Source organism: Pragia fontium DSM 5563 = ATCC 49100 (assembly GCF_900112475.1).
In the GTDB taxonomy this organism is placed as follows: Bacteria; Pseudomonadota; Gammaproteobacteria; order Enterobacterales; family Enterobacteriaceae; genus Pragia; species Pragia fontium.
The window spans coordinates 34,277-58,890 of record NZ_FOLW01000008.1 but is presented as its reverse complement, the minus strand read 5'-3'; the positions used below and the strand labels follow the sequence as shown (position 1 = coordinate 58,890).

General features: G+C 43.9%; 21 protein-coding genes and 2 pseudogenes. 16 read left to right on the top strand and 7 right to left on the bottom strand.

Annotated elements, in window-relative coordinates; all coding sequences use genetic code 11:
- The first annotated feature begins 299 nt into the window (after positions 1-299).
- Positions 300-698, top strand: coding sequence for a hypothetical protein (locus BMZ28_RS12255; RefSeq protein WP_074823715.1), 399 nt, complete (start codon positions 300-302; stop codon positions 696-698).
- Positions 699-860: 162 nt separating this feature from the next.
- On the opposite strand, the gene fabA is transcribed toward BMZ28_RS12255, so the two are convergent.
- Together fabA and BMZ28_RS12245 are read right to left on the bottom strand one after the other, a co-directional pair.
- A complete protein-coding gene (fabA, locus tag BMZ28_RS12250) occupies positions 861-1,379 on the bottom strand; it encodes a bifunctional 3-hydroxydecanoyl-ACP dehydratase/trans-2-decenoyl-ACP isomerase (protein ID WP_047781295.1) in 519 nt (172 codons plus the stop codon).
- Between the two features lie 99 nt (positions 1,380-1,478).
- Complete coding sequence (locus BMZ28_RS12245; RefSeq protein WP_074823545.1) at positions 1,479-3,230, bottom strand: AAA family ATPase; 1,752 nt, start codon at positions 3,228-3,230, stop codon at positions 1,479-1,481.
- Positions 3,231-3,425: 195 nt separating this feature from the next.
- Here BMZ28_RS12245 and matP point away from each other — a divergent pair, with 195 nt between their 5' ends.
- On the top strand, positions 3,426-3,881 hold the full coding sequence (gene matP / locus BMZ28_RS12240; RefSeq protein WP_047781293.1) for a macrodomain Ter protein MatP: 456 nt from the start codon (positions 3,426-3,428) through the stop codon (positions 3,879-3,881).
- Between the two features lie 108 nt (positions 3,882-3,989).
- Here matP and ompA read toward each other — a convergent pair whose 3' ends face one another.
- Positions 3,990-5,066 carry a porin OmpA gene (gene ompA / locus BMZ28_RS12235; protein WP_074823542.1) on the bottom strand — a complete coding sequence of 359 codons (1,077 nt, stop codon included), beginning with the start codon at positions 5,064-5,066 and terminating at the stop codon, positions 3,990-3,992.
- 800 nt (positions 5,067-5,866) lie between these two features.
- Entirely contained in the window at positions 5,867-6,361 is a 495-nt protein-coding gene (locus BMZ28_RS12230; RefSeq protein WP_053007614.1) for a cell division inhibitor SulA, read from the bottom strand.
- A 235-nt stretch (positions 6,362-6,596) separates the two neighbouring features.
- On the opposite strand from BMZ28_RS12230, the gene BMZ28_RS12225 reads away from it, so the two are divergent.
- Entirely contained in the window at positions 6,597-7,241 is a 645-nt protein-coding gene (locus tag BMZ28_RS12225) for a TfoX/Sxy family DNA transformation protein (RefSeq protein WP_047781291.1), read from the top strand.
- A gap of 151 nt (positions 7,242-7,392) precedes the next feature.
- Here BMZ28_RS12225 and yccS read toward each other — a convergent pair whose 3' ends face one another.
- Both yccS and BMZ28_RS12215 read right to left on the bottom strand, forming a co-directional pair.
- Complete coding sequence (gene yccS, locus BMZ28_RS12220; RefSeq protein ID WP_047781290.1) at positions 7,393-9,534, bottom strand: YccS family putative transporter; 2,142 nt, start codon at positions 9,532-9,534, stop codon at positions 7,393-7,395.
- A 43-nt stretch (positions 9,535-9,577) separates the two neighbouring features.
- Positions 9,578-10,027, bottom strand: a complete 450-nt coding sequence (locus tag BMZ28_RS12215; protein WP_047781289.1) for a YccF domain-containing protein — start codon at positions 10,025-10,027, stop codon at positions 9,578-9,580.
- Positions 10,028-10,249: 222 nt separating this feature from the next.
- Here BMZ28_RS12215 and helD point away from each other — a divergent pair, with 222 nt between their 5' ends.
- Positions 10,250-12,304 (top strand): DNA helicase IV, encoded by a 2,055-nt coding sequence (gene helD / locus BMZ28_RS12210; RefSeq protein ID WP_074823540.1) that lies wholly within the window; start codon positions 10,250-10,252, stop codon positions 12,302-12,304.
- A gap of 51 nt (positions 12,305-12,355) precedes the next feature.
- Here helD and BMZ28_RS12205 read toward each other — a convergent pair whose 3' ends face one another.
- Positions 12,356-12,814, bottom strand: a complete 459-nt coding sequence (locus BMZ28_RS12205; protein ID WP_047781287.1) for a methylglyoxal synthase — start codon at positions 12,812-12,814, stop codon at positions 12,356-12,358.
- Between the two features lie 184 nt (positions 12,815-12,998).
- On the opposite strand from BMZ28_RS12205, the gene BMZ28_RS12200 reads away from it, so the two are divergent.
- The 12 genes and pseudogenes from BMZ28_RS12200 to cutC all read left to right on the top strand — a co-directional run.
- Positions 12,999-13,415, top strand: a complete 417-nt coding sequence (locus BMZ28_RS12200) for a CoA-binding protein (RefSeq protein WP_074823537.1) — start codon at positions 12,999-13,001, stop codon at positions 13,413-13,415.
- A 279-nt stretch (positions 13,416-13,694) separates the two neighbouring features.
- Positions 13,695-14,300: a TetR/AcrR family transcriptional regulator gene (locus BMZ28_RS12195; RefSeq protein WP_114986751.1), complete on the top strand. Its 606-nt coding sequence runs from the start codon at positions 13,695-13,697 to the stop codon at positions 14,298-14,300.
- A gap of 30 nt (positions 14,301-14,330) precedes the next feature.
- Positions 14,331-15,143 carry a winged helix-turn-helix domain-containing protein gene (locus BMZ28_RS12190; RefSeq protein ID WP_074823535.1) on the top strand — a complete coding sequence of 271 codons (813 nt, stop codon included), beginning with the start codon at positions 14,331-14,333 and terminating at the stop codon, positions 15,141-15,143.
- A gap of 3 nt (positions 15,144-15,146) precedes the next feature.
- Positions 15,147-15,662 carry a FidL-like protein gene (locus BMZ28_RS12185; RefSeq protein WP_053007613.1) on the top strand — a complete coding sequence of 172 codons (516 nt, stop codon included), beginning with the start codon at positions 15,147-15,149 and terminating at the stop codon, positions 15,660-15,662.
- Between the two features lie 1,381 nt (positions 15,663-17,043).
- Positions 17,044-17,322, top strand: a complete 279-nt coding sequence (locus BMZ28_RS12180; RefSeq protein ID WP_004249182.1) for a BMC domain-containing protein — start codon at positions 17,044-17,046, stop codon at positions 17,320-17,322.
- 24 nt (positions 17,323-17,346) lie between these two features.
- Positions 17,347-17,631, top strand: a complete 285-nt coding sequence (locus BMZ28_RS12175) for a BMC domain-containing protein (protein ID WP_047781282.1) — start codon at positions 17,347-17,349, stop codon at positions 17,629-17,631.
- Positions 17,632-17,643: 12 nt separating this feature from the next.
- Positions 17,644-17,922 carry a BMC domain-containing protein gene (locus tag BMZ28_RS12170; protein ID WP_047781281.1) on the top strand — a complete coding sequence of 93 codons (279 nt, stop codon included), beginning with the start codon at positions 17,644-17,646 and terminating at the stop codon, positions 17,920-17,922.
- A 62-nt stretch (positions 17,923-17,984) separates the two neighbouring features.
- Complete coding sequence (locus BMZ28_RS12165; protein WP_074823532.1) at positions 17,985-19,604, top strand: acetaldehyde dehydrogenase (acetylating); 1,620 nt, start codon at positions 17,985-17,987, stop codon at positions 19,602-19,604.
- Between the two features lie 41 nt (positions 19,605-19,645).
- Positions 19,646-19,903 carry a EutN/CcmL family microcompartment protein gene (locus BMZ28_RS12160; protein ID WP_047781280.1) on the top strand — a complete coding sequence of 86 codons (258 nt, stop codon included), beginning with the start codon at positions 19,646-19,648 and terminating at the stop codon, positions 19,901-19,903.
- A gap of 15 nt (positions 19,904-19,918) precedes the next feature.
- Positions 19,919-21,067, top strand: a complete 1,149-nt coding sequence (locus tag BMZ28_RS12155) for a 1-propanol dehydrogenase PduQ (protein WP_047781279.1) — start codon at positions 19,919-19,921, stop codon at positions 21,065-21,067.
- A gap of 118 nt (positions 21,068-21,185) precedes the next feature.
- Positions 21,186-21,386: pseudogene (locus tag BMZ28_RS17740) on the top strand (hypothetical protein); the annotation flags it as partial.
- 111 nt (positions 21,387-21,497) lie between these two features.
- Positions 21,498-24,614: pseudogene (gene cutC, locus BMZ28_RS12150) on the top strand (choline trimethylamine-lyase); the annotation flags it as partial.

Genomic DNA, 24,614 nt, shown 5'->3' with positions numbered 1-24,614 from the left:
CTAGGCGGAATATCACGAATAGAGAGTAAGTGAGTATTACGGCGGCTTCCAACCCCGCTTATGAGCGTTCGATTCCTTCATTCCTTACCAATTCATAATATTTTTCTATAAAGCATCAATAACACAGAAGTTCGATGCTTACGGGATGATAACTGAGAAGATAAAACAGATCGGCGCATGTGTTTTAGCCGCATAAATCAAACCTCCTTCGGGAGGTTTTTTATTTCTAGTAACAACGACAGGTGATTGATTGGCTTCAGGTTGATATGATGAAAAAAATATATCAACAGGATAATTTAATGAAAAAGCTATTTTTATTAATTGCAGTCATGATGGGAATAGCATGTACTGCTAGACCATACACGGCCGCTCATGAAACTTATGATTCTAGATATCTTGTTGAGAACAAAAGCAAGACACACGTAAGGATACATCGAGTAAATCAAATATCAGGATCCGGTCTTCCTGATGATTGTCCTTTGGTTCTTAAAGTTGATGGTATTGATGTAGTCGGATTGCAGCAGAATCAGTTTGTAGATTTGTATTTACCAAACGGTGAGCACTCTTTATCTGTAAAATTTAAGTGTGCTCTAACAGAATGGAAGAAGTCTGTCACCCTTGTGGCTGACGGGGCTACTCAGGAATATGAAACTGAAATTGGAGTTGCTGGACAATATCGAATGTGGCGAACAAAGTAATTCAATTAATTTAAGCCATGACACCTCCTTCGGGAGGTTTTTTGTTGAGTTGTATTTTAAGAGATTTTAATTTTAGGGAAATTACCGTATATCACTCAATATAAAAAAGGTGATATCAATTAAGATAATCACCTTTTAAATTATATAGATAGGAATTATTGATTAAAAGCTGCTGGTATCTTTAAACAGACCCACTTTTAGGTCGGTAGCGGTATAAATGACTTTGCCATCAACCAATACTTCGCCATCAGCCATTCCCATAATTAAACGACGGTTAATCACACGCTTTAAGTGTAAGCGGTAGGTGACTTTAGTTGCCGTAGGCAGAATTTGTCCCATCAGTTTTACTTCACCAACGCCCAGAGCGCGGCCTTTACCTTCGCCACCAAGCCAACCTAAGTAGAAGCCAACTAATTGCCATAGAGCATCGAGGCCTAAGCAACCAGGCATAACTGGGTCACCGATAAAATGACAGCCAAAAAACCACAGGTCAGGATTGATATCCAGTTCAGCTTCGACATAGCCTTTGTCGTACTGTCCGCCGGTTTCGGTCATTTTTACAATGCGATCCATCATCAGCATGCTTGGTGCTGGTAGCGGTGGTCCGCCTGCACCAAATAATTCACCACGGCCTGACGCAAGCAGGTCTTCTTTCGTATAGGATTCGCGTTTTTCAAACATATTTGAACTAGCCTTATTTTTTGAAAATGTAAAATGGCGGTGTAGCCTGAAATATTATCGGGTTAGATTAGCTTACAGTTGTAAGCTGAACAAGTCCGATCAGCCACGATTAAACCAGTTGAGCCAGCGTAAAGCCCACGGTAACCGGTTACGGTCATTGCCACCAGCCTGTAAAATTCTTTCCTGAATAGCGCTAAGAATGCTTGGTTTGTTTTCATCAACGTAAGGTAAGCCTATCAATAATGGTAATGCATCGTGAACGTGCTCAATGCCCCATAGATGAAAACGCTCCTGTTTTACCGCTTCCACAATCTCACTCTTTAAACATAAGTGACGAACGTTAGTTAAGGGTAAAATTACCCCTTGGGAACCGGTTAGTTCCCGACGATTACAAACATCAAAGAAACCTTCAATTTTTTCATTGATGCCGCCGATAGTCTGAACATTGCCAAACTGGTCAACAGAGCCTGTTACGGCAATTTGTTGATTAATTGGCTGTAGTGATAGCGCGCTGATCAGGGCGCATAAACCGGCCAAAGAGGCGCTGTCACCATCAACTTCCCCGTAGGATTGCTCAAACACGATTGAACTTGAGAAAGGGAACTGTTGGTCAGAGGCTAACTCTGCGGCAATAAACGCCTGCATAATCATGATGCCTTTAGCATGAAGATTACCGCCCAACTCAGCCTTACGTTCGACATCCATAATTTCGCCATCGCCCAGATGAACCACGCAGCTAATACGTGATGGTTCACCCATGGCACGCGGATGGCCGGGATATTCTAAAACGGATAATCCGTTAATTTGGCCAATGACGAATCCATCGGTTTCAATGTGTACTTGCCCCAGGTCGATATCATCTTGCACCATTTCTGACAGATAACTTTCTCGCCACAGTTTTTCTTGCTCGGCTTGAGTAATCGCATCTGCCGTAATGCTTGGTGAGGCAAACGGTGTTGCTTCACTCAGCATTTGGCTTAACACTTGAGGGCACAGGGGAAGCTTTTCCTGATCGCCACTTTTTCTAACGGAGGCATTGATCAACGAAGGATAGGCGCTGGCATCGATAACTGGTAATTGATAGTGGCAGGCTACTGAATTTACATATTCGCACCAGGTAGCAATATCGCTTTCTTCGTTAATAAGCAGGTCGGTTTCAAATTCGGTATACAGAACCTGCTCAGTCAGTTCTGGCTCTAACTCCTGTAGTTCACCTAATCCGTAACGGTCACCGACAAGAATGACTTTTAGGTCAAGCGGCATAGCGGGAATAGATAAAGCTAAAGGACGCGTATCGTCAGCGGAGAACCATTGAAAACGTTTGCTGGTAACGGCCTGTTTTAAACGGAACCATAAATGCGGCTGCGTGAGTAAAGTCCGCACCGATAAAATAAGGATTCCACCGTTAGCTTTATGTATTAAACCCGGCTCTAAAGTATATTGATCGCCTTGTTTACGTAAGCAACCGAATAATTGCTCCGTTTCCAGCCATTCTTCATATAGACAGTGACTGGTGGCGGCGAAGTTATCATCGCGATGCTGTGCATCGGAGCGGGTAATAACGCCGTTATTGATGTCATATCGGCTGCCAATAACATCATTTTTAGGCGATATGATGCTTTGGAGTGCATCATGGATTAAAGCAAGATAGGGACGACTGTCTACGGCCTTGACCAGCATAAACGGTGAGCCGCTGGCATGTTGATGACAAAATGTTGCTAAAGACTTTTTTAAGCGAGGTTGAGTCAACGCGATATCTAACGGCTCGCGACGATATTCTCGTTCGAATAAGTTCTTATAGTCTGCGGTATTGGGCAATAATTGTTGCCATTCAAGTCGATTGATAGTCAAAGTATTCGCTGTTTTATTCAAAAAGGAAAACGAGATTATACAAGAAACGGGCAGAGTTCATACTCTCGTGTTCAGTTAGCTCTATATCTGTACAATATTATAGACAATGATAGCAAAACGATCGGGATAGGGGCTTGAGAAGGTTAAAAAAGCTGCTATGCTACAAATGTTACGCGGTCACTCATTGGGTGCATTATGAAATATCAGCAATTAGATAATCTTGAAAGCGGGTGGAAGTGGAAGTATTTAGTAAAAAAGCATCGTGAAGGTGAAGCGATAACCCGCTATCTGGAGTACAGCGCTGCTCAGGAAATGGTCGATGAATTGTTACGACTGGAAAATGAGCCACATAAAGTACAAGAGTGGATCAATGCGCATATCAATCCTGATTTATTGAATCGGTTAAAGCAAACGATTCGCGCCCGTCGTAAACGGCATTTCAACGCTGAACATCAGAGTACGCGGAAAAAATCTATCGATCTTGAGTTTCTGGTTTGGCAGCGGCTTTCCGCATTATCGCAGCGTCGAGGAAGTACGTTGTCGGAGACAATTGTTCAACTGATTGAAGATGCGGAGAGAAAAGAACAATACGCCAATCAGATGTCACTATTGAAACAGGATCTAAAAGCCATTCTTACTCAGGACAAATAGTACCAATTTGATGAAATAGTGCTGTTGTTGTTTCTTAGCTTGAGCAAATAAATTTTGAGTAAAAAAAACCCCGCTAAGCGGGGTTTTCATAATTTTTAACTCGAAGACTTACTTAACTGCTTTGATAACTTCTTTAGCAGCTTCGGTAACTTGAGTTACAACGTCTTTAGCGCCTTTAACTTCGATCTCTACACGACGATCTGGAGCCAGACAATCGATCAGAGCTGCGCCACGCTTCATACCGTCACAGGTAGAACCAGTAACTGGGTTAGATTTGCCTAAACCACGAGCAGAAATCTTATCAGCTGGAATACCTTTAGATACTAAGTAGCTAACAACGCTGTGAGCACGTTGCTCAGACAGTTTTTGGTTGTATTTTTCAGAACCGATACGGTCGGTATAACCCAGAACCACGATAGAACCGTCTTGTGGTCTGATTGAGTTTAACTCACCGTACAGTTGATCCAGAGCTTGTTGACCTTCAGCTTTCAGGTTTGATTTGTTGAAAGCAAACAGAACGTCTGATTTCAGAGTGAAACGCTTAGTTTCAACAACTGGAACCGCTACAGCTACTGGAGCTGGTTGGTTTTGACCGAAACGGTAAGCAACGCCTAAGCTCAGCATGCCGTTGTCTGGACGAGTACCAACTGAATCACCATCACCGATGTTGTTAACCCACTGGTAATCCAGACGGGTAGCGATGCTTGGAGTGATTGCATATTCAACACCAACTGCTGCCAGTGGAGAAACGCCAGTATCGTTATCTGACCAAGAACCACCGGTAGAGTAATGTACTTTAGAATCTGCACGCCATCCCATAGCACCTAAACGAGTGTAGATATCCAGATCGTTCATTACTGGATAGCTCAGTTTAGCTGATAATTGGATGCCTTGTGCTTTATAAGCACCGCTGGTGTCGCCACGGTAAGTCATACGACCTAACCAGTCATAACCAAACTCGAAGCCTAAATATTGATTAGCTTGATAACCAACATATGCACCAGCACCTAATTGGTTAGGGTGGTCATTGTTGTTGCTAGGTACGCCATCATAGAAGCCAGTGTCGTGGTAGCTAGACCAACCAACTTTAGCACCGGTGTACCAAGTGTTATCAAGAGGAGCGGCTGTCGCTGCAGTAGCGAAACCGGTTAATGCCATTGCTAAAGCAATTGCTGTCTTTTTCATTTTGCGCCTCGTTATCATCTAAAATAGTAGTGATATAAGTTAATGCTTTGCGGTTCTGGTTTTAAAGTTCGAAGATAAAGTACCCACGTCAATCCATGACTGACATCGAGAATCCGGAACCATAAAGCAACCTAATCAAGGTAAAGTTTACAACGTGTCAGGAAAGTTACAAGTCTTGAGTTCTAAAAGAACATAAAAATACCATGATTAGTATAAATATTAACATGCATTTACCTACAGATTGATACTTAATTAAGCGCGCTGTTCAAATATTAGAACAATTGAAAGATTCATTTATTAGCGAGATAAATGAAGGGTTATACGAATAGATAATTATCTCATTGAACGTGTTACGATTTTTTGAAATTGTTTTATGTAACATAAAATTACATTACCTTCCGTTATGTAATGTTATGTTAGTTTAAGTAAAGATGACGGTTTAGGTGTTATCAAGTAGGGGGGGATTGATAAAGAGTGGGGAATGGTAAAAATAAAAAGAGTGCGGGTTAGACAGAGGGATTAGAAGATAATCATTTTTAAATTAACATTGGGTGATTATTTACTAACGGTTATAAGAAATTATTTATAATGCCTCTTAATTAAGCTAGTGCTTGATTTATATTTTTCTTGGTAAGCATTACTTGTTTATTGTGATTTATTGAGTAATAACTTAACGCAAAACTAATATTTCAATTAATTGATAGAAAAGAATGTTTTCAAACAATATAGGCTTAATGTGCCTGAGCTCATTCATATCAGGATAAAGTGAAAAAGTTATATTGTCTCTATTCTATGTGGTTTTAATGCCAATGGGCTCTATTGAATAAGTCAGGCTGGTAAAATTGCCCTTGATTTGCCGATAAAGGTTGCAGAATGAAGCAGTAGCAATCCCCATCGACAGCTGCTTGGCGAAGTTTTTCTTTAACATTCGGTGCCATTGACGGTAACCAGGCTATAACAGAACTAAAATTTCCACTTTTTAACGCTTTTTCAATCATCTCCACACTCATTTCGATAGAGGTTGTATTTAAAGCAACCGTCTTTTTTTCAGGCAAACCCAGGCTGTTTATCCAATAGCGGTTTAAGCGACGTTCAGGTGAAAGCCAAAGTTGCCAGCGTGGTTGTTGGCCTAGCTGTTGCAGGAAAGGAAGCAATAAATGCAGAGTAAATGGATTTTGTGGGTCGTACACAATTTCGCTAACCAGATTCGCACCATAGCGACCGAGCGAGCTTTTATCCATTGGGTTAATCAATGTATGTAAAGCGTTACTGTAAGTTTGCTGAGTTGAGCGCATAAATTGGTGACCTCTCCATATACTGTGTTTTTATACAGTATAAGAGGCGAGGGAGAAAATCAACTATTTTCAGGGTACTTCGCATATTTTATATCAAATTATCGTTAACTAACTATTAATTATAGATATATTTTGATAATCAATTAAGTTGAGTGTGATTTAATCGAGTAAGTGTTTCTCGTTACAGGTTTCACTAATTTTTACTCACTCTTTAATCTCAAGGCGGAGAAGATGTATGAATAGAGAAGATACAAAAAGTTTAGTCAAAGATGTTATCGGGTATTTTAGTGAACTAGGTGAACTCACCTCCCGTTCGATGTTTGGTGGGTATGGTATTTGTAAAAATAAAGTCATGTTTGGTCTGGTTTCTGACGATAAATTTTATTTAAGGGCAAACAAGTATCTTGAATCGGTATTCATTAGTTATGGCATGTCACAGTTTATCTATAATAAACGCGGCGTACCGGTATTGATGAAGTATTACCATGTTAATGAGTCACTCTGGCAGAATGAAGAAATATTAAAACGATTTGTCACTTATGCTTTGTCCTCCGCGATGACGGATATGGAAGAAAGGCTGATACAGGAATATCTTCGTTTAAAAGATCTGCCAAATCTCAATATCGGAATAGAAAGATTACTCAGGCAAGTAGGCGTCAGAACTCGTGAAGATTTAATGCATTTAGGGGCGTTAAGGACTTATATAAAACTTCGTGAATTTAAGCGAGATGTTAAGTTGGATTTGCTTTTCTCTTTGGCTGGCGCAATCAAAGGTTGCCACGTTGCTGCCTTGCCTAACTCATTACGTAATGAATTGATAGAACAGCTCAGAACACACGATCAAACGAAATATAAAGAGCTGGTAAATTATTCTGTGTAACAACCTGCATATTAAAGGTGATCGCCCAGACGGTCACCAAACTTAATAATAGAATGACTTTACTTCCTGACTGTTTATTGTCTCAATCTCCACTTTGCTTAGTTTGAGCAATATCATTCAATATATTACGCGATGATGAGGTTGCTGGCGTTTATTGCTTTATATCCGTGTAAATCTTATCTGACAGTGTAATAAACTCGGGCAGTAATCCTATAATTAACGCTAACTGTTGTGTGACTAGTGGGTTTTTACTACTGGCACTGTTCATTTCGGTTATTTGTTGATTGATTTTTTCTAAGGCTAGCATTGTTGATTGAGTATCATCTGAATTAACCTGCAAAGCATCACAGATATAACAAACTGCATCATCCAATAAGGATAATATTGCAGGGCTTTCGGTCAATTTTTCACGGTGGGCACCTAAGGCCGAGATGTATCCTAATAAAGAGTGGTTTAAACACAGCAAACGAAAGCCCTGATCTAATTGTTGCGTATCTTTTCGGGGTTCTGCTGCCATGCTGGAGATAACGGAGGCTAACTCAGCATCTCGGTTATGGGCGTTACGGCGTACAATTCTATAATCTACACTATTGTTTTTACCCTGATGATATTGCTCGAGAATGGCATCAAGATAACGGCAGTTGGCATCAATGGCTTTTTTAAGTACCAGCGAAATATGTCTGAATTTCCAGTCTGGCCAGATAAAACTGACCGCAGCCCAAGCAATCCCGCAACCAATCAACGTATCAATAACGCGCGGTATTGCAACCCGGAAACCCTCTCCCAGCAAATTAAAGCAAAATAGTACCAGCAAGGTAATAAACATGGTGGCATAGGCATATCGAACGTTACGGAAGGCAAAAAACAAGACTCCGCTAATCACAATTAATATCAACTGTCCTTCCTGAGAAGGGACGAAGTAGAGAATAGGTAAGCCGAGCAGAATACCGGCAATAGTTCCTAATACTCTAAGCGTCAGGCGAGCACGAGTCGCGTTATAGTTAGGCTGGCAGACAAACAGACTGGTTAGCATAATCCAGTAGCCATTTTGTAAATGGGCCAGCTGAATAATGGCGTATCCGATAAAAAGTACGATCGACATCCTGACGGCATGACGAAATAGTTCAGACTGAGGCGTTAAGTTTTGAGCGATGCGTGACCAGATATCTTTTATTCCGGTGAGCTTATCATCCGCCAGCGTATTATCTTGGGGCGATGGGGTATTCACCGTCTGTTCTGATTCAATATTGCTCAACTGAGTATCAATACCTTTCAGATTTTTTAATAAATGATGTAAAGATTGAATCAGACTTGATGGTAAGTCTCGGTTAGCCTGTAAGTTAGATAAGCTTTTTTCCAAATGGGCTAAGGCCTGCGTCTGATAGGTATCATAAACGTATTTCTGATGAAAACGAATTGAGTAAGCAATGCTCAGACAGGCCTTCGACTGTAGCGTCATCAAGCGCTGAAAGCGGAACAGAATATCGGTATAGCGTAATTTTTTGCTTAGTTGCTGGTATTGGGCGTGGGAAGAGCTGGCTTGTTCATGAATATCTTGAGCCACAAAATAATAGCGTAACATGCGACGAGTGTTGCGCTGTCCGCGATCGCCTTTCAGTCGGGTCAGCAATGAGACTTTGGTTTGGTTAAGCGTGTTAACCAAGTTGCCATTGGCCATGGTGGCGTGAATCAACTGATCGGTAAACTGGTGTTCTTCATCGGGATCAAACAACATTGATTTGGCATCGAGATAGCGGGCCAGATCTTCAAAACAGCGGGCCAGATTGTCCTGTAAGGGACGAATAGGCAAAATCAGGTGGCCAAGTAATGTAATCAGGTTATACCAAATGGCGCCGATTAACAGTAATAACGGCTGTACATACCAGACGTCGTACATGGATACGCCCAACATGGTATAGATTGCGATAAGCAGGGCACCAAAAGCGATAGTTGCATAGCGTTGTCCTAAAGAACCAAGCAAAATAAAGCTGGCGGTGGACAATAATAAGCCAAGGGCAAACAGCCACGGATAGGGGAATAGCAGCTCAATTGAGACTGAGGCAATAAAAAAGCAGGCTAGCGTAATCACCAGATTACGCAATCGCCCGGTTAAACGGTCATCAAGATCGGTGAGCGCGGCGGCCACCACGCCTAAAGTTAGAGGAATGGTGAACAGACTTTCCCCATACCACCAGGGAACAAATACCACGCCGCTAAGCGCAATAAAAATACGGATGCTATAGAGCAAGTTGCTGTTATAAAAGTAACGGCGTAACCCTAATATAAATGACATTACATCAATACCTTATTGCGCGAATACTATGACTCAGCGAGCTTTATTGTTGAAACTGACGTTTGGCTTTGGCGATACGAGCTTGCTGAGCAACTTCAACAGGCACCACTCGGCGACCGACCGGCCATAGTGCAATAACGGCAATCTTGAAGTTAGCGATGCCGACCGGAATACCAATGATGGTAATACATTGGGCGATGCCTGCGCAGATATGGGCCAAGCATAGCCACCAGCCAAAAAATACCAGCCAAAAAACGTTCAATGCCGTTCCGCCAGCATTCATTAAAGCGTTACGTTCATTAGGATTAAGATCGTCAACGTGTATGGCTTCATTACCAAATGGAAATAGGGACAGTTTGGTAATTTCCCAGCAAGAGCGGGTTAATGGCAGCGTAAAAATCAAAACAACGGTTAAAACAGTGGCAAAAAGCCATCCTAAAGTAGTAAAAACCCCACCCAGAATAAAATTGAGTATATTTAATATACTGCGCATCAGGTTGCTCCATATAAGCGTCAAAAGGTAACGGATATAAAAGTATAGCCGGTACCTATTGTTACGGTTTATAGCACTTTACTCAATGGAAAAGAGACATTGGCATTTTTTTAGCCTATAAATACAGCGCTTTTATGCTATTCCAACTGGAGAGCAGAGTGGAATAAAAGGTAAACTGAATCATTATGGTCAGACGTACAGAAATAGGTGGTGCATAACGTGATGGAATTGAAGTCAACTTCTGTTGGTCAACATTTGGCCCAGCACCCCTATAATAAAGTCAAAATGCTCCACGCTGGCGTTGAAGTCAGCGGCCCCAAGCACACTTATACCATTCCATTTAATCAGTTAATTGCTATTCGTTGCAAAAGAGGATTGGTCTGGGGAGAGCTGGAGTTTGAGCTACCGCAGCAAAAGGTGGTGCGACTTCACGGTACGGAATGGCATGAAACTCAACGTTTTTACCATCACCTTATGCAGGTATGGCAGTTGTGGGGCTTAGAAATGAGCCAAATTGCCGCCGATGTTTTACTCAAACAGATGGAAAAGATTGATCAGCGCCTGCAGCAGGAACGATGGTTGACGCATCAGGACTTAGTCGACATTCAAGCTGAAATTCATACTTCCCTTGTTTCGCTTCCGCTACCCAAAGAACGCTTACATGAGTTCCCTAATTGTCATCCGCATTATCAACGCTGTGTGGAATGGATAGATTCAGGTACCGACATCATTGATGCGACTAACCAACGTTGGGTTCAGCGTATGTTGCAGCAACATCAGGCATTTTTCCAACATATTGAATCTCAACCGTTGAACCCAACCCAGTGTCGTGCGGTGATTAGCGGTGAAAAAAATGTTCTGGTTTTAGCTGGCGCTGGGAGCGGTAAGACCTCGGTATTGGTAGCTCGTGCCGGCTGGCTGTTATACCGTAAAGAGGCTAAAGCCGAAGATATTCTTCTGTTAGCGTTTGGGCGTAAAGCCGCCGATGAAATGAATGCGCGGATTCAACAGCGCTTGGCGACGACGGAGATACAGGCGAAAACTTTTCACGCTCTGGCGCTGTCGATTATTAGTCAATCCAGTAAAAAAGTGCCAGTTATTAGTAAACTGGAAACCAGCAGTAAAGCTCGCCAGCATTTTCTGATCGAGCAGTGGCAGTCTCAATGTGCGGAAAAGAAAAGTCAGGCGTCCGGTTGGCGAACTTGGCTGTCACAAGAAATGGGCTGGCCTCTGGATGAAGGGGCATTCTGGAAAAACAGCGGATTATCTGAACGGTTAGCGACACGGTTAGATTATTGGATCGGACTAATGCGCAATCACGGTGGGAGCCAGGCTGAAATGCTGGCGCTGGCACCGGAAGATCTACGTACAGATTTTCAGAAAAAATTGCGTTTACTGGCTCCGCTACTTAAAGCCTGGAAGAAAGCCTTAAAAGAAGAGGGAGCGGTAGATTTTGCTGGCCTGCTTCATCAGGCGGTTAATTTGATCGAGAAAGGTAAGTTTATTAGCCCGTGGCGCCATATTTTGGTGGATGAATTTCAGGATATCTCTCCTCAGCGCGCCGCGTTAGTGAATGCACTGCGTCGTCAACAACAGGATAGTAGCTTATTTGCGGTGGGGGATGACTGGCAGTCCATTTACCGTTTCAGCGGGTCTGAACAATCTCTGGTAGCCGATTTCAACCGAATTTTTGGGATGGGCGAACAGTGTGCGTTGGATCTGACTTATCGTTTTAATCAGGGGATTAACGATATCACCAGTCGTTATATCCAGCAGAACCCGGCGCAGATTAAGCGCAAAATTGGCAGCTTGTACCAAGGGGATAAAAATGCCATCACCATCTTGCCGGATAGCCAGTTAGAAGCCCTGTTGAATAAATTAAGCGGTTATGTGAGGCCGGAAGAAAAAGTCCTGATCTTAGGGCGCTACCACTATTCCAAACCGGAAGTGTTGGCGAATGCATCAACGCGTTGGCCGAAGCTGAATATGGAATTTATGACCATGCATGCCAGTAAAGGGCAGCAGGCAGAATATGTGATTATTCTTGGTTTGAGCGCCGATAGGGATGGATTTCCGGCAACGGAGAATCATTCCGTGATTGAACAGGTGCTCTTACCGGAAGTTGACGACTTTCCCTATGCGGAAGAACGTCGATTACTCTACGTGGCTCTGACCCGGGCGAAACACCAAGTTTGGCTAATGCAGGATACGGCATCGCCCTCGGTTTTTGTGAAACAGTTAGCGGATATTGGCGTAGCGGTGAAACGTAAACCTTAAAAAAGCCTGACAGGCAGGCTTTTTACATGATGCTTAATTAGCGAGGGCGTTTTATTTTAAACGTTCCTGTAAGTATTTTTGATAATCAGGAATGGCGATTTCTATCTCTTTTTCAAAGAGGCCTGAATTAATCAGCATATCTGCCGTTGAGCGGTTAGTGGCAACAGGAATATTCCAAACGGTAGCTAAACGAAGAAGCGCTTTCACATCGGGGTCGTGCGGCACGGCATTAAGGGGATCCCAAAAGAAAATCAGCACATCAATTTTACCTTCTGAAATCATCGCACCAATCTGCTGATCGCCACCCATTGGGCCGCTAAGCATACTGTGAACCGGGATTTCTGTTGCTCGTTGAATTAAATTACCGGTAGTGCCAGTGGCAAAAAGTTTATGCTTGGCTAAGGTGTTTTTATTGTCCTCAGCCCATTTTAGCAAATACTGTTTACAGTGGTCGTGAGCAACCAAGGCAATGTTTTTTTCTACTGAAATTATCCGCGTTGTCAGTTGCATATGCAGTCAAACCCCTTATTGAAATAATTATGTCCCATAGACTACTGAAACTCCGTTTCAGAAAAAAGGGATAATGGATAAAAGTGTGCATTTAGCTAATTTTAATGTTCAGATGACATGGGTTTCTGACAAATCTCGTTTATCTGAATAGCGATAGAAATAAGAACATTAGAGGGGGAGCGCGATGGAAGACCGTGACATATGGACTATTTTAAGAGAGGTGAAGACCATTGCCTTAGTGGGTGCCAGCGATAAGCCAGATCGTCCCAGCTATGTGGTTATGGAATTTTTATTATCTCAAGGTTATGACGTAATACCCGTTAGTCCCAAATTGGCTGGGCAAATGCTGTTGGGGCAACCGGTATTTGCTAACCTGAAGGATATACAGCGTCCGGTTGATATGGTGGATGTCTTTCGTCATTCGGATGCAGTTTATGAGATTGCACAGGAAGCCATTGCGATTAAGGCCAGCGTTCTGTGGATGCAGATTGGCGTGATTAATCATGAGGCGGAAGCGTTGGCACAGAGTGCCGGATTGAAAGTGGTGATGAATCTGTGCCCTAAGATTGAGATAAAGCGATTGGGGATGAATCAATCATAGTGATAGGTTTATTTTTTAAGCCCGCATTGCGTCATTGTTGTTCGCTTAGCGGGCTTTTTTATGTGCATCATTAAGCCGTCGAATAGCGCAGTCGAATTGAAAATAGAGGAAAAGCGTGGGGAGAATAGACCCAAGTGGAGATAATAAAAAGCTAATAAAATTATAGAATTGCTTTAATCCTACCGCCAATTGTGAGCCAGCTAACATATCGAGTGATTACTTTCACACGACGCCAGACAGATTGATTTCGATCAACATCAATCATACCGACCAGTCGGTATGATTCCTCGCATGAATAATAACTACCAACGCAAAAAAGATCCTGAACGTATGCAGGAGCAATTACTTCAAGCGGCGAGCGTTATTGCCGCCCGAGATGGTATTGCTGCGCTTTCTCTGAATGCTGTTGCGCTGCAAGCTGGCGTCAGTAAAGGAGGGTTATTACACCACTTTCCTGGAAAACAGGAATTGATTCATGCTTTATTCTCTAATCTTCTTGCCCGAATGGAAAAGAAAATTGTCGCCCTTGAGCAAGAGGATCCACTACCGGAAGGGCGCTTTAGTCGAGCCTATCTGATGTACATTGCTGGCTTGGGCGAGACGGATGAGAGTAGAGAGTTAGCCTTACTTTCACTCGCTATGCCAAAAGAAACGGTGCTGCGTAAGTGCTGGAGAGACTGGATGCTGGAACATCTCAGGCACGGTGATGAAATTGATCGGAGCTATATCGGTAATCTGGTGCGCTATGCCGCAGATGGGCTGTGGCTTTCTGAATTGACCGAGGGGCCCACCATGACACCCATTGAACGTCAGGCTCTGGTTAGCAGATTGGCGGATATGACGCGGGGGGGCAATGAAAACATCGTTCTCCCCGACCACAAGTAGGCGTTGGTAACATAAGCAAAGGGGGCTGTAATGAAATATAAAATTAATGCCTTTCTCTATTATGACGCTACTGAAGGTTCACTAAAGTTAGACGATGACGGTACATCCGATACTACGCTGTCAATTACGGCCAACGCTCTGCTGTATGTGTTAATCCAAAATCCGGGCGTCATGACGCGCGATAGCGTTATGAAGCAAGTCTGGGATGATAATGGATTGGTTTCTTCAAATAGTAATTTAAATCAATACATTAGCCTGCTACGTAAAACATTTCGTAATTATGGTATTGAGAACATTATTGTGACAATACCGAAAGGCCGTCTGGAAATTAATCCGACTCTGACGATTGAAGTAATTGATAACAATATCCTTCACCCGGTTTTACAACAGCAATTAATTCATGATGAATTGGCCGATAAACAGCAAGAAACATCAGATAAAGCGAAACAAGAAAAGAGTACGGAAATTTCTGTTGATAAAAACTGGGGTTATGCCGGGCTATTCATTTTTATTTTTGCCTGTGTGATGTTTTTTATATCCCACCTTTCAGAAAGCGCTTCGCCCCAAGGTATCAAATTGACGGCGGTTGATCATGACAGATGCGAGTTATTGTCGATAGAAAAGATGATCAATACGGCCGTTAAAGAAGGGTTTATTAAGAGTTTCGACGCGGTGCGAACCCGGCTTTCTATTAACTGTGGGGAAGATGAACGGTTTTTATTTTATTACGGTGACAAGTTACAAACCAACGGACTAGGGCGAACTTTTTTGGCGCACTGTGCCAAGCATGAAGACAATCCCTTTAGTTACTGTGAGAACTACTTTTATTATGCATGGAAGTAAAGGATGAGCGTAAAACATCATTGTGGAAAATTATTCTTTTTTGCCGCGCTTTTTATGCTGATATTTACTTCATTGCCGATAGCATGGCGTATGTTACCGATACGCGATGGCGCGATGAGCTGTTCAACTAAAGCGATCATGCATTTTGAAGATACAAAAATGCAATCGGTAAACGCCAATATCCATTTCAGCTTTTTTGGCAAAGGGAAAGGCTCAATTGTGGTTGAAGGGTATACCACTTCCACTGAAGGTTATCTCTATTTGCAACGGTATGTTCAGTTTGATTATACCTCCGAGCGAATTTCTCCACTGGAACGTTATTACCGAGTGAAAAGTTGGCAGGCCAGTAAATCCTCTATCGATCAGTCACCTGACGTTGTTTTTGATTATTTTATGCGCGAGATGTCGGATAGCCATGATGGTTTATTGCTTAAAGCGCAAAAGATGAATGATAAAACGCTGTTGCTCAGTTCTTTGAACTCTCCGCTCTATATCTGTGCATTAAAACCCATTAGATAATTTATTGAATATTTTTTTGGTGAATGGTAATCATTGGGTTGATGCTGGTTCGTTCAACTCAATGACCGCGAAAATGTCGTCCACTATCAGCACGAGAATAAATCAGTATCAATATATGTGGCCGAGTAGAGGGCGTTAGGGTGAACGCCCTCTGCATTGAAGGCTTTCCAGAAAAATAAACACGAATTCTTAACTATTATTTATATTGTCATTCCCGCATTTATACCGTCATCCCTGCGAAAGCGCTGAGGAATCCCCAGAAAAATAAACATGAATTCTTAACTATTATTTATATTGTCATTCCCACATTTATACCGTCATCCCCGCGAAAGCGGGGACCTCGTTCTTAAGCCAAGCGTGGACATTAAGCTAAAACCTAGATTCCGGTTTTCACCGGAATGACGATAAATCTATGCCGCCATCCCAGCAAAAGCAGGGGGCTCGACCTTAGGCCAATCATGGGCATTAAGTTAAAACCTGGATTCCGGTTTTCACCAGAATGACGGAGGGGGGATCCCTCAGTTCCTAGGGCCTTCTCTTGGGTTAACGCACCCGCGCTGATTTGTATTTCATAAGGCTCTCCCTAACGGGCCAGCATAAGTGTTGTTCAAAATGGCTAATACCATTTAGTCAGACGAAGCAGCGCCTCACTCAACTGTCGGCTGAATTCTAGCGCTCCATAGAAAGGGCAAAAGATAAAATTCAACGATCGCATTTTCAGTATTACAACTATTCGACGACTTTTTATCATGCCTCGTGTCGTTGTTTCTACGATTTCACCCTTGGGAATGATGGTCACTGCATGATTTTTCACGATACCGCGCCCAGTTTGCCAACGGTTTCCCCTCAGTAAGCCCAGCACTGCCTATTTGATACATTCGAATCAGCATTTGGCCATTTCTTCATGTATTGGATAACCGTATCAATTTAGCGTTATTTCTCGTCTTTTGATCTGCCTCATTTTTGGTGAAAAACAGGCTTAATTGTTTTTTATCAAACTTGATCTGGTTAGGGTAAAAATCGACGAAAAAAATGCACCTTCCACTGGTATTTTTCATCTTTGATACATTCCATTAACAATGATTTTTAGCGTTTTTTTTAATCAATAACTGCGCTTTAAGTGCGAGGCTGGTAGTGCTGTTTTTATTTGTTTTTTAGAGAGATTAAATAAATGGCTGGGGGTGGTTAGGTAAATAACAAAATTAAACTCTATTTATTGCAATTTGTTGAATTTAAATTTCGTTTCAGGGGGCGCTGGGTATAGTGGGTTTTGAACGGCTCGCGAGTGAATTGAATCATGTTTATGAACGGGTCAAATCGAGTCGGGAGATGCCGACTGAATATAGTGAAGTCATAAACCTGCTCTACGGAGGAAATGAAAATGGGTGATGCATTAGGGTTAATTGAAACAAAAGGTCTGGTTGCCTGTATTGAAGCAGCCGATGCCATGTGTAAAGCCGCCAACGTTGAATTGATTGGTTATGAAAATGTGGGCTCAGGTCTGGTAACCGCAATGGTTAAGGGTGATGTCGGCGCAGTGAAGGCCGCAGTGGATTCTGGCGTAGAGTCTGCACAGCGCGTTGGTGAAGTTGTGACGTCGCTGGTGATTGCCCGTCCGCATAACGATATTAACAAGATTGTGATTAAGCATAAGGCTTAAACCTGTCTTCTGGAGGATGAAAGTATGGGTGATGCATTAGGGTTGATTGAAACAAAAGGTTTGGTTGCCTGTATTGAAGCGGCCGATGCCATGTGTAAAGCCGCCAATGTTGAATTAATTGGTTATGAAAATGTGGGCTCAGGTCTGGTAACGGCGATGGTTAAGGGTGATGTCGGCGCGGTAAAAGCGGCGGTAGAGTCTGGTACCGAGTCAGCCAAACGAGTAGGTGAGGTGGTCACTTCACTGGTTATTGCTCGTCCTCATAACGATATTCAGAAAATCGTTTCCCAGTACAAAGTGATTGAATAAAAGGTATCACTGATGAAAGAAGCGCTAGGACTTATCGAAACCAAAGGGCTGGTACCTGCAATTGAAGCCGCAGACTCAATGTGTAAAGCCGCCAATATACAGCTTATTGGCTATGAGAATGTGGGATCGGGTCTGGTTACCGTCATGGTTAAAGGGGACGTTGGCGCAGTGAATGCTGCTGTCGAATCCGGGGTTGAAGCCGCAGGCAAAATTGGTGTGGTGGTGTCATCCAGGGTTATCGCCCGTCCGCATAATGATATCGAGAAAATCGCCTCGCAGCATAAGGCTTAATCTCAACAATCAATAACCGGGCTGATTAAGCCCGCATTTAATGTCTGTATGGGGGATGATTAATGATCGCATTAGATAACGATCTGCAATCGGTACAAAATGCCCGTGAGCTGATTAGAAACGCTAAAAAAGCTCAGTCCATTTATGCAAAGTTTTCGCAGGAAAAAATAGACAGTATCGTTAAACATATTGCTCGTGAAGCCTATCTGCACGCAGAAGAATTGGCTAAGTTAGCCAATGAAGAAACGGGTTTTGGTAACTGGCAGGATAAGGTACTGAAAAACGTGTTTGCTTCCAGTCGGGTCTATGAGCATATCAAAAACCTGAAAACGGTTGGTATCATCAACGATGATCGGGTTAATAAAGTGATGGAAGTTGGTGTGCCGCTGGGTATTGTGACCGCGCTGGTACCTTCAACTAACCCGACTTCTACTATTTTTTATAAAACGCTCATTGCTTTAAAAGCGGGCAACGCCATCATTTTTTCCCCCCATCCTAATGCTCAGCAATGTAGTCGCCGGGCGATCGATATTGTGAGAAAAGCGGCAGAAGAAGCCGGAGCGCCAGCAGGTATTGTTGATGGGTTATCGCTACTGACCCTGGAAGCGACCAAGGCACTGATGCACAGTAAAGATGTCTCGTTGATTCTGGCAACCGGTGGTGAAGGTATGGTTCGGGCAGCCTATAGCTCGGGCACACCAACCATCAGTGGTGGTCCAGGTAATGGTCCGGCGTTTATTGAAAGAAGTGCCGATATTAAGCAGGCCGTCAACGACATTATTACCAGTAAGACCTTCGACAACGGCGTTATTTGCGCATCAGAGCAATCGATTATTGTCGAACGCTGTATTTATAACGATGTTCATCGTGAGCTACTCAGTCAGGGTGCTTACTTTATGAATGACGATGAGTCGAACAAACTTGCCGGCATTCTTCTCCGTCCGAACGGCATGATTAACCCAGCGATCGTCGGTAAAACAGCGATCTCTCTAAGTGAACGGGCTGGTTTTTCCGTTCCGGCAGATACTCGAGTGCTGATCTCCCTGCAAGATAGCGTATCGCATAAAAATCCTTACTCCAGAGAGAAACTGTGTCCGGTTCTCGGACTGTATATCGAAGAGGATTGGATGAAGGCTTGCGAGCGTGTGGTAGAGCTTCTGACCAATGAAGGACTGGGGCACACGCTGGTTATTCATACTCAGAATCAGGACGTCATCCGTCAGTTCGCGCTGGAAAAACCGGTTCACCGTATTTTGATCAATACCCCGGCTGCATTGGGCGGCATTGGTGCAACAACCAACCTCATACCTGCATTAACCCTTGGGTGTGGCGCGGTTGGCGGCGGTTCTACTTCAGACAACGTCGGGCCATTAAACCTGATTAACGTCCGTAAAGTGGGATATGGCGTCAGAAGCATCAACGATCTGAGACATCCGGTGGTGGAATCGGCTAATGAGCCAGTGGTTGCGACGGCAGCAGCCTGCAGCAGCAATACCAGTATCTTTGACGATCATCGCTTTACCTCCGGTGCGGCCATACCTGCAACGTCCCAGCCGGCAGCGTTATATGCCAACGGTGACGATCGCTTTGGTGCATGTGCCATCAGTGAAGCAAAAGGTGAAATTACCGAAGAGAGCGTCGAGCGGATTATTAAAGAGGTTTTAGGCCGGATAGGGCGATAACCGCGGTTTCAGGCAGCATTGATTATATTGGGATAAAAACCATGATTCTCGCAAAGGTAACAGGGCATGTTGTGGCAACGCAAAAAAGTGATGAACTGAGAGGTTGTAATTTACTTTTAGTGACGGCCATCGGGGACGATCAGACGTTAATTAAAGATAAGACTTACGTAGCGGTAGACAGTGTAGGTGCAGGGACTGGCGATCTGGTTCTGGTCGAGGAGTATTTCGCACTGAACAAAGATCGTTATAAAGCGATGTCGATTGTCGCCATCGTAGAAAAGGTCCAGCGGGACTGTTAAGGAGTTGATGCTGATATGAATGAATTTCTGATCAAACCTAAAATTTATTTTGGCGCCAATGCACTTGAATGTATTGAAACGCTGGATGGCCGCAATGCTTTTATCGTGACGGATAAAGCGATGGTGAAATTTGGCCTGACGGACAAAGTCTGTGCCATTTTGCAAAGAAAGCAGATTAACTATCGCCTTTATGATGATGTGGCCTCCGATCCGGATATTTCAGCCATCGTAAAAGGGATGAAATTGATGGATGAAAACTTCCCTGACCTAGTGATTGCTTTGGGTGGTGGTTCGGTGATTGATGCTGCAAAAGCCGTTATCTATGCCTTATGGCATTGCCGCAAGGACACCGGCCTGACCAAGCCTTGCTTCATTGCTATTCCCACTACCAGTGGCACCGGTTCTGAAGTGACGTCCTTCTCGGTGATTAAATCCCGCACCGAAAAGCTGGTCATTGTTGATGAGTTTATGCTGCCTGATATTGCCATTCTCGACCCTTCATTGGTGCAATCTGTTCCTCCGGCCATCACGGCAGATACCGGAATGGATGTGTTATGCCATGCGCTTGAGGCTTATGTCTCTCGACAGGCTAATGACTTTACCGATGCGCTGGCCGAGAAAACCGTCAAGTTGGTATTTGGTCATCTGATTGATTGCTACAACAACGGTAACAATGCGCTAGCCAGAGAGAAGATGCATAACGCTTCATGTATCGCTGGCATGTCATTTACGAATGCATCGCTAGGCATTACCCATAGTTTGGCTCACGCATTAGGTGGCATGTTCGCGATTCCTCACGGCAAAGCGAATGCTTTATTAATGTCTTATGTGGTTGCGTTTAATGCCGATTTTTACGGCAGTTGCGATAACCAAGCGGCACGAAAATATGCCGAACTGGCACGTATGCTGGCTTTACCCGCCGAGACAACCCGACAGGGAGTCAACAGCCTTATTGTGGCCATTAACGTGCTGAAAGAAGAAATGAATATTCCAACCAGTATCAGGGCGGTCGGGATTAGTGAGTCGGCGTTCTCTGAGCGTCTGAGCAGCTTAGTACACCAAGCGCTAAAGGATAACTGTACGCCAACGAATCCACGTGACGTCAGCGCCTGGGATATGGAAACACTTTACCAACAAGCCTATGCCGGTGTTGCCATGTCCTAAGCGGATTAACGGACAACACATACAGAATATAAACGTTATTAGCGCTGCTGAGTTGAAATGTGACAGGTTCATAGCTTGATAAAAACGGCGCAAAAAGAATATCAGGAGAGGTTCTATTATGGCTACATTTTCACTCACGCCTCGGGTAAAACTGCTGGCAGAAAGATTACTAACTAAAAATAGTTCTATCAGTACTGAACGGGCGAGTGTTATTGCTGCGTTAGCAAATGAAATTTCTGGTATGCCGCAGGTGATAAAAAATGCCAGATTATTAAATGAATTTGTCAAAAAATTCCCGACCTACATTGGTCAGGATGAATTGATTGTGGGTAGTCAATCTTCCAATCCGCGCGGCGTGATTTTCCACAGTGAAGCAGAGCTGAAAAATCCTTCGGTATTTAACTTTCTCTGCCATAACGCCAGCGTGATATCGCCGGATTATATGGAAGTGATCACCAAAGGTTTTTTGGCGATTGAAGCCCGTATGGAAGACCGCGTTCGCAGCTTGGGCAGCGCGGTTAGCCGTAGTGCGCTGGATGAAGTTAATCAGTGTAAAGCTGCTATCTATGCTTGTAGTGCCGCAATGAATCTGGCTCTGGCTTTTGCGAATAAAGCCGCTAGCCAAGCCACCATGGAAAGTAATCCTTATCGTAAAGCTGAACTGCTGGAAACTGCTGAAATTCTTAATAAAGTACCGGCCAATCCGGCGGGAAGTTTTAAGGAAGCCTGTCAGGCATTCTATTTATTCCAACTGGTATTACATTTGGAGAACGGCAGCTTTGCGGTAAACCCAATGGGGTTTGATAAAGCGCTATATCCGCTGTACCAACAGGATATTAACTCCGGTAAGTTAACACCACAGCAGGCTTATGAAATTATTGAGTGCTTATGGCTAAAACTGTGTGAACTATCAGAAGTCAGAGCAACTCGCGAAGTGGATGGCTATCCAATGTTTGATTGGCTATTACACGGTGGTAGCCTCAATGATAAAGAAGTGGTGCAAAACGAACTATCGGCGATGCTACTTGCAGCGCGTCAGAACATTGCATCTTACAACAACGGACTACAGGTCAGACTCTTTAGCAGTCACCAGTCCGGGCAGCCACAGTTCGTTGAATCAATGTCTCAGTCAGCCCCAGCGGCAACTTATCAAAGTTCTACTTCCGCAATGGAAGGGCTGACGCCAAGAATGAAGCGTCTGCGCGACAACTATTTACAGGCTCGTCCTAGCGTTTCTATCTATCGTGCAGTGACGTTTACTGAAGTAACGAAAAAGAACTTGGGTTTACCACCTATTCTGCTACGGGCCAAGGCCTTCAGAGCATCGTGTGAAACGGCACCTATCCTGATTCAAAATGAAGAGCTGATCGTCGGCCATCCGTGTGGTAAGCCTAGAGCGGGTGCGTTCTCTCCAGATATTGCCTGGCGTTGGGTGAAAGATGAGCTGGATACCATGGGGACTCGCCCTCAGGATCCGTTTGTCATCTCGGAAGAAGATAAAAAAGTGATCAGAGAGGAAATTGTACCTTTCTGGGAAGGTCGCTCACTGGATGAAATTTGTGAAGCGCAGTATCGCGAAGCCGGAATTTGGGCATTCAGCGGTGAAACCTATGTCAGTGACCTGTCATATCACCAAATTAACGGTGGTGGCGATACCTGTCCTGGCTATGACGTGCTGTTGTTCACTAAAGGGATGAATGGCATTAAAGCCGACGCGCAAGAACGACTGGCGGCCTTGAGCATGGAAAATCCGGGCGATATCGAGAAGATCTATTTCTATAAAGCCGCCATTGAAACCTGTGAAGGGGTGGTTGCCTATGCTAAGCGCATCGCTGACCGAGCCAGAGAATTAGCGGCTGTTGAGAATGATCCGGTTCGTCGGGCTGAACTGCTAACCATCGCGCAAACTAACGAAAATGTGCCGGCTAACCCACCGAAAACCTTACAGGAAGCGCTGCAAAGCGTTTGGACGGTAGAGTCGCTGTTTGAAGTGGAAGAAAACCAGACCGGATTGTCCTTAGGTCGTTTAGACCAATATTGTTATCCAATGTATCAGGCCGATATTGAATCCGGTCGTATTACACAAGATCAGGCACTAGAACTGCTACAGGCATTTATCCTGAAGTGTGCAGAGTTAATGTGGATGTCCAGCGAACTGGGGGCGAAATACTTTGCGGGTTACCAGCCGTTTATCAACCTGACGGTTGGCGGACAGAAGAGAACCGGTGGCGACGCAACGAACGATTTAACCTATCTGATTATGGATGCGGTTCGCTTCGTTAAAGTGTATCAGCCATCGCTGGCATGTCGTATTCATAACCAATCACCACAACAGTACATGGAAAAAATTGTTGATGTGGTGAAAGCGGGTATGGGATTCCCAGCCTGTCACTTTGATGACTCGCATATCAAGATGATGTTAGGTAAAGGCTTCAGCTTTGAGGATGCCAGAGACTACTGTCTGATGGGCTGTGTTGAACCGCAGAAGTCTGGGCGAATCTACCAGTGGACATCAACCGGCTATACCCAATGGCCAATTGCAATTGAGTTCGTGCTTAACCGTGGTCGGATGATTCTGTTTGATAGCCATCAGGGTATTGATACGGGTGAACTGAGTTCACTGAAAACCTTTGAAGATTTCGAGCGTGCGGTCAAAACTCAGATTTCCCATATCGTTAAGTTGTCCGCTATCGGTACGGTAATCAGTCAGCGAGTTCACAAAGAAGTCGCACCAAAACCGCTGATGTCCCTGTTAGTGGAAGGCTGTATGGAGAAAGGGCTGGATGTGGCCGCGGGTGGCGCGGTAAGAAACTATGGTCCAGGTCTAATCTTCTCCGGTTTGGCAACTTATGTCGACTCCATGGCGGCGATTCGTAAGCTGGTATACGAAGATAAGAAGTACACGCTGGAATATATCCGTGATGGTTTGCTGGCTAACTTTGAAGGCTATGATGAGCTGAAAAGAGACTGCTTGAACGCACCGAAATACGGTAATGACGATGATACTGTCGACCTGTTCGCGCTGGATATTACCGAGTGGACGGAGAAGGAGTGCGGCAAATATCAGATGCTTTATTCCAAGCTTAGCCACGGCACCTTGTCCATTTCCAATAATACACCGATTGGTGAATTAACCGCCGCTACGCCAAATGGTCGTTTGGCCTGGATGCCATTATCCGATGGTATTAGTCCAACGCAGGGTGCGGATAAGCAAGGGCCTACGGCCATTATCAAGTCGGTCAGTAAAATGAACGTTGAAACCATGAATATCGGTATGGTTCATAACTTCAAATTCCTGAAAGGCTTGCTGGATACGCCAGAAGGTAGAAACGGTTTGATTACTCTGTTGAGAACCGCTTCGATTTTGGGGAATGGCCAGATGCAATTTAGCTATGTTGATAATGAAGTATTAAAGCAAGCACAGAAGGAACCAGAGAAATACCGCGACCTGATTGTGCGAGTTGCCGGCTATAGCGCCTATTTCGTTGAATTATGTAAAGAAGTACAGAACGAAATTATCAGCCGTACGGTCATTGAGAAGTTCTAA

Coding starts and splice junctions, on each gene's coding strand:
- BMZ28_RS12225 (WP_047781291.1), top strand. CDS start 6,597: ATGAATAGAGAAGATACAAAAAGTTTAGTCAAAGATGTTATCGGGTAT.
- fabA (WP_047781295.1), bottom strand. CDS start 1,379: ATGTTTGAAAAACGCGAATCCTATACGAAAGAAGACCTGCTTGCGTCA.
- BMZ28_RS12200 (WP_074823537.1), top strand. CDS start 12,999: ATGGAAGACCGTGACATATGGACTATTTTAAGAGAGGTGAAGACCATT.
- BMZ28_RS12180 (WP_004249182.1), top strand. CDS start 17,044: ATGGGTGATGCATTAGGGTTAATTGAAACAAAAGGTCTGGTTGCCTGT.
- BMZ28_RS12190 (WP_074823535.1), top strand. CDS start 14,331: ATGAAATATAAAATTAATGCCTTTCTCTATTATGACGCTACTGAAGGT.
- BMZ28_RS12175 (WP_047781282.1), top strand. CDS start 17,347: ATGGGTGATGCATTAGGGTTGATTGAAACAAAAGGTTTGGTTGCCTGT.
- BMZ28_RS12160 (WP_047781280.1), top strand. CDS start 19,646: ATGATTCTCGCAAAGGTAACAGGGCATGTTGTGGCAACGCAAAAAAGT.
- BMZ28_RS12205 (WP_047781287.1), bottom strand. CDS start 12,814: ATGCAACTGACAACGCGGATAATTTCAGTAGAAAAAAACATTGCCTTG.
- BMZ28_RS12255 (WP_074823715.1), top strand. CDS start 300: ATGAAAAAGCTATTTTTATTAATTGCAGTCATGATGGGAATAGCATGT.
- helD (WP_074823540.1), top strand. CDS start 10,250: ATGGAATTGAAGTCAACTTCTGTTGGTCAACATTTGGCCCAGCACCCC.
- BMZ28_RS12170 (WP_047781281.1), top strand. CDS start 17,644: ATGAAAGAAGCGCTAGGACTTATCGAAACCAAAGGGCTGGTACCTGCA.
- BMZ28_RS12155 (WP_047781279.1), top strand. CDS start 19,919: ATGAATGAATTTCTGATCAAACCTAAAATTTATTTTGGCGCCAATGCA.
- ompA (WP_074823542.1), bottom strand. CDS start 5,066: ATGAAAAAGACAGCAATTGCTTTAGCAATGGCATTAACCGGTTTCGCT.
- BMZ28_RS12165 (WP_074823532.1), top strand. CDS start 17,985: ATGATCGCATTAGATAACGATCTGCAATCGGTACAAAATGCCCGTGAG.
- BMZ28_RS12215 (WP_047781289.1), bottom strand. CDS start 10,027: ATGCGCAGTATATTAAATATACTCAATTTTATTCTGGGTGGGGTTTTT.
- yccS (WP_047781290.1), bottom strand. CDS start 9,534: ATGTCATTTATATTAGGGTTACGCCGTTACTTTTATAACAGCAACTTG.
- BMZ28_RS12185 (WP_053007613.1), top strand. CDS start 15,147: ATGAGCGTAAAACATCATTGTGGAAAATTATTCTTTTTTGCCGCGCTT.
- matP (WP_047781293.1), top strand. CDS start 3,426: ATGAAATATCAGCAATTAGATAATCTTGAAAGCGGGTGGAAGTGGAAG.
- BMZ28_RS12195 (WP_114986751.1), top strand. CDS start 13,695: ATGATTCCTCGCATGAATAATAACTACCAACGCAAAAAAGATCCTGAA.
- BMZ28_RS12230 (WP_053007614.1), bottom strand. CDS start 6,361: ATGCGCTCAACTCAGCAAACTTACAGTAACGCTTTACATACATTGATT.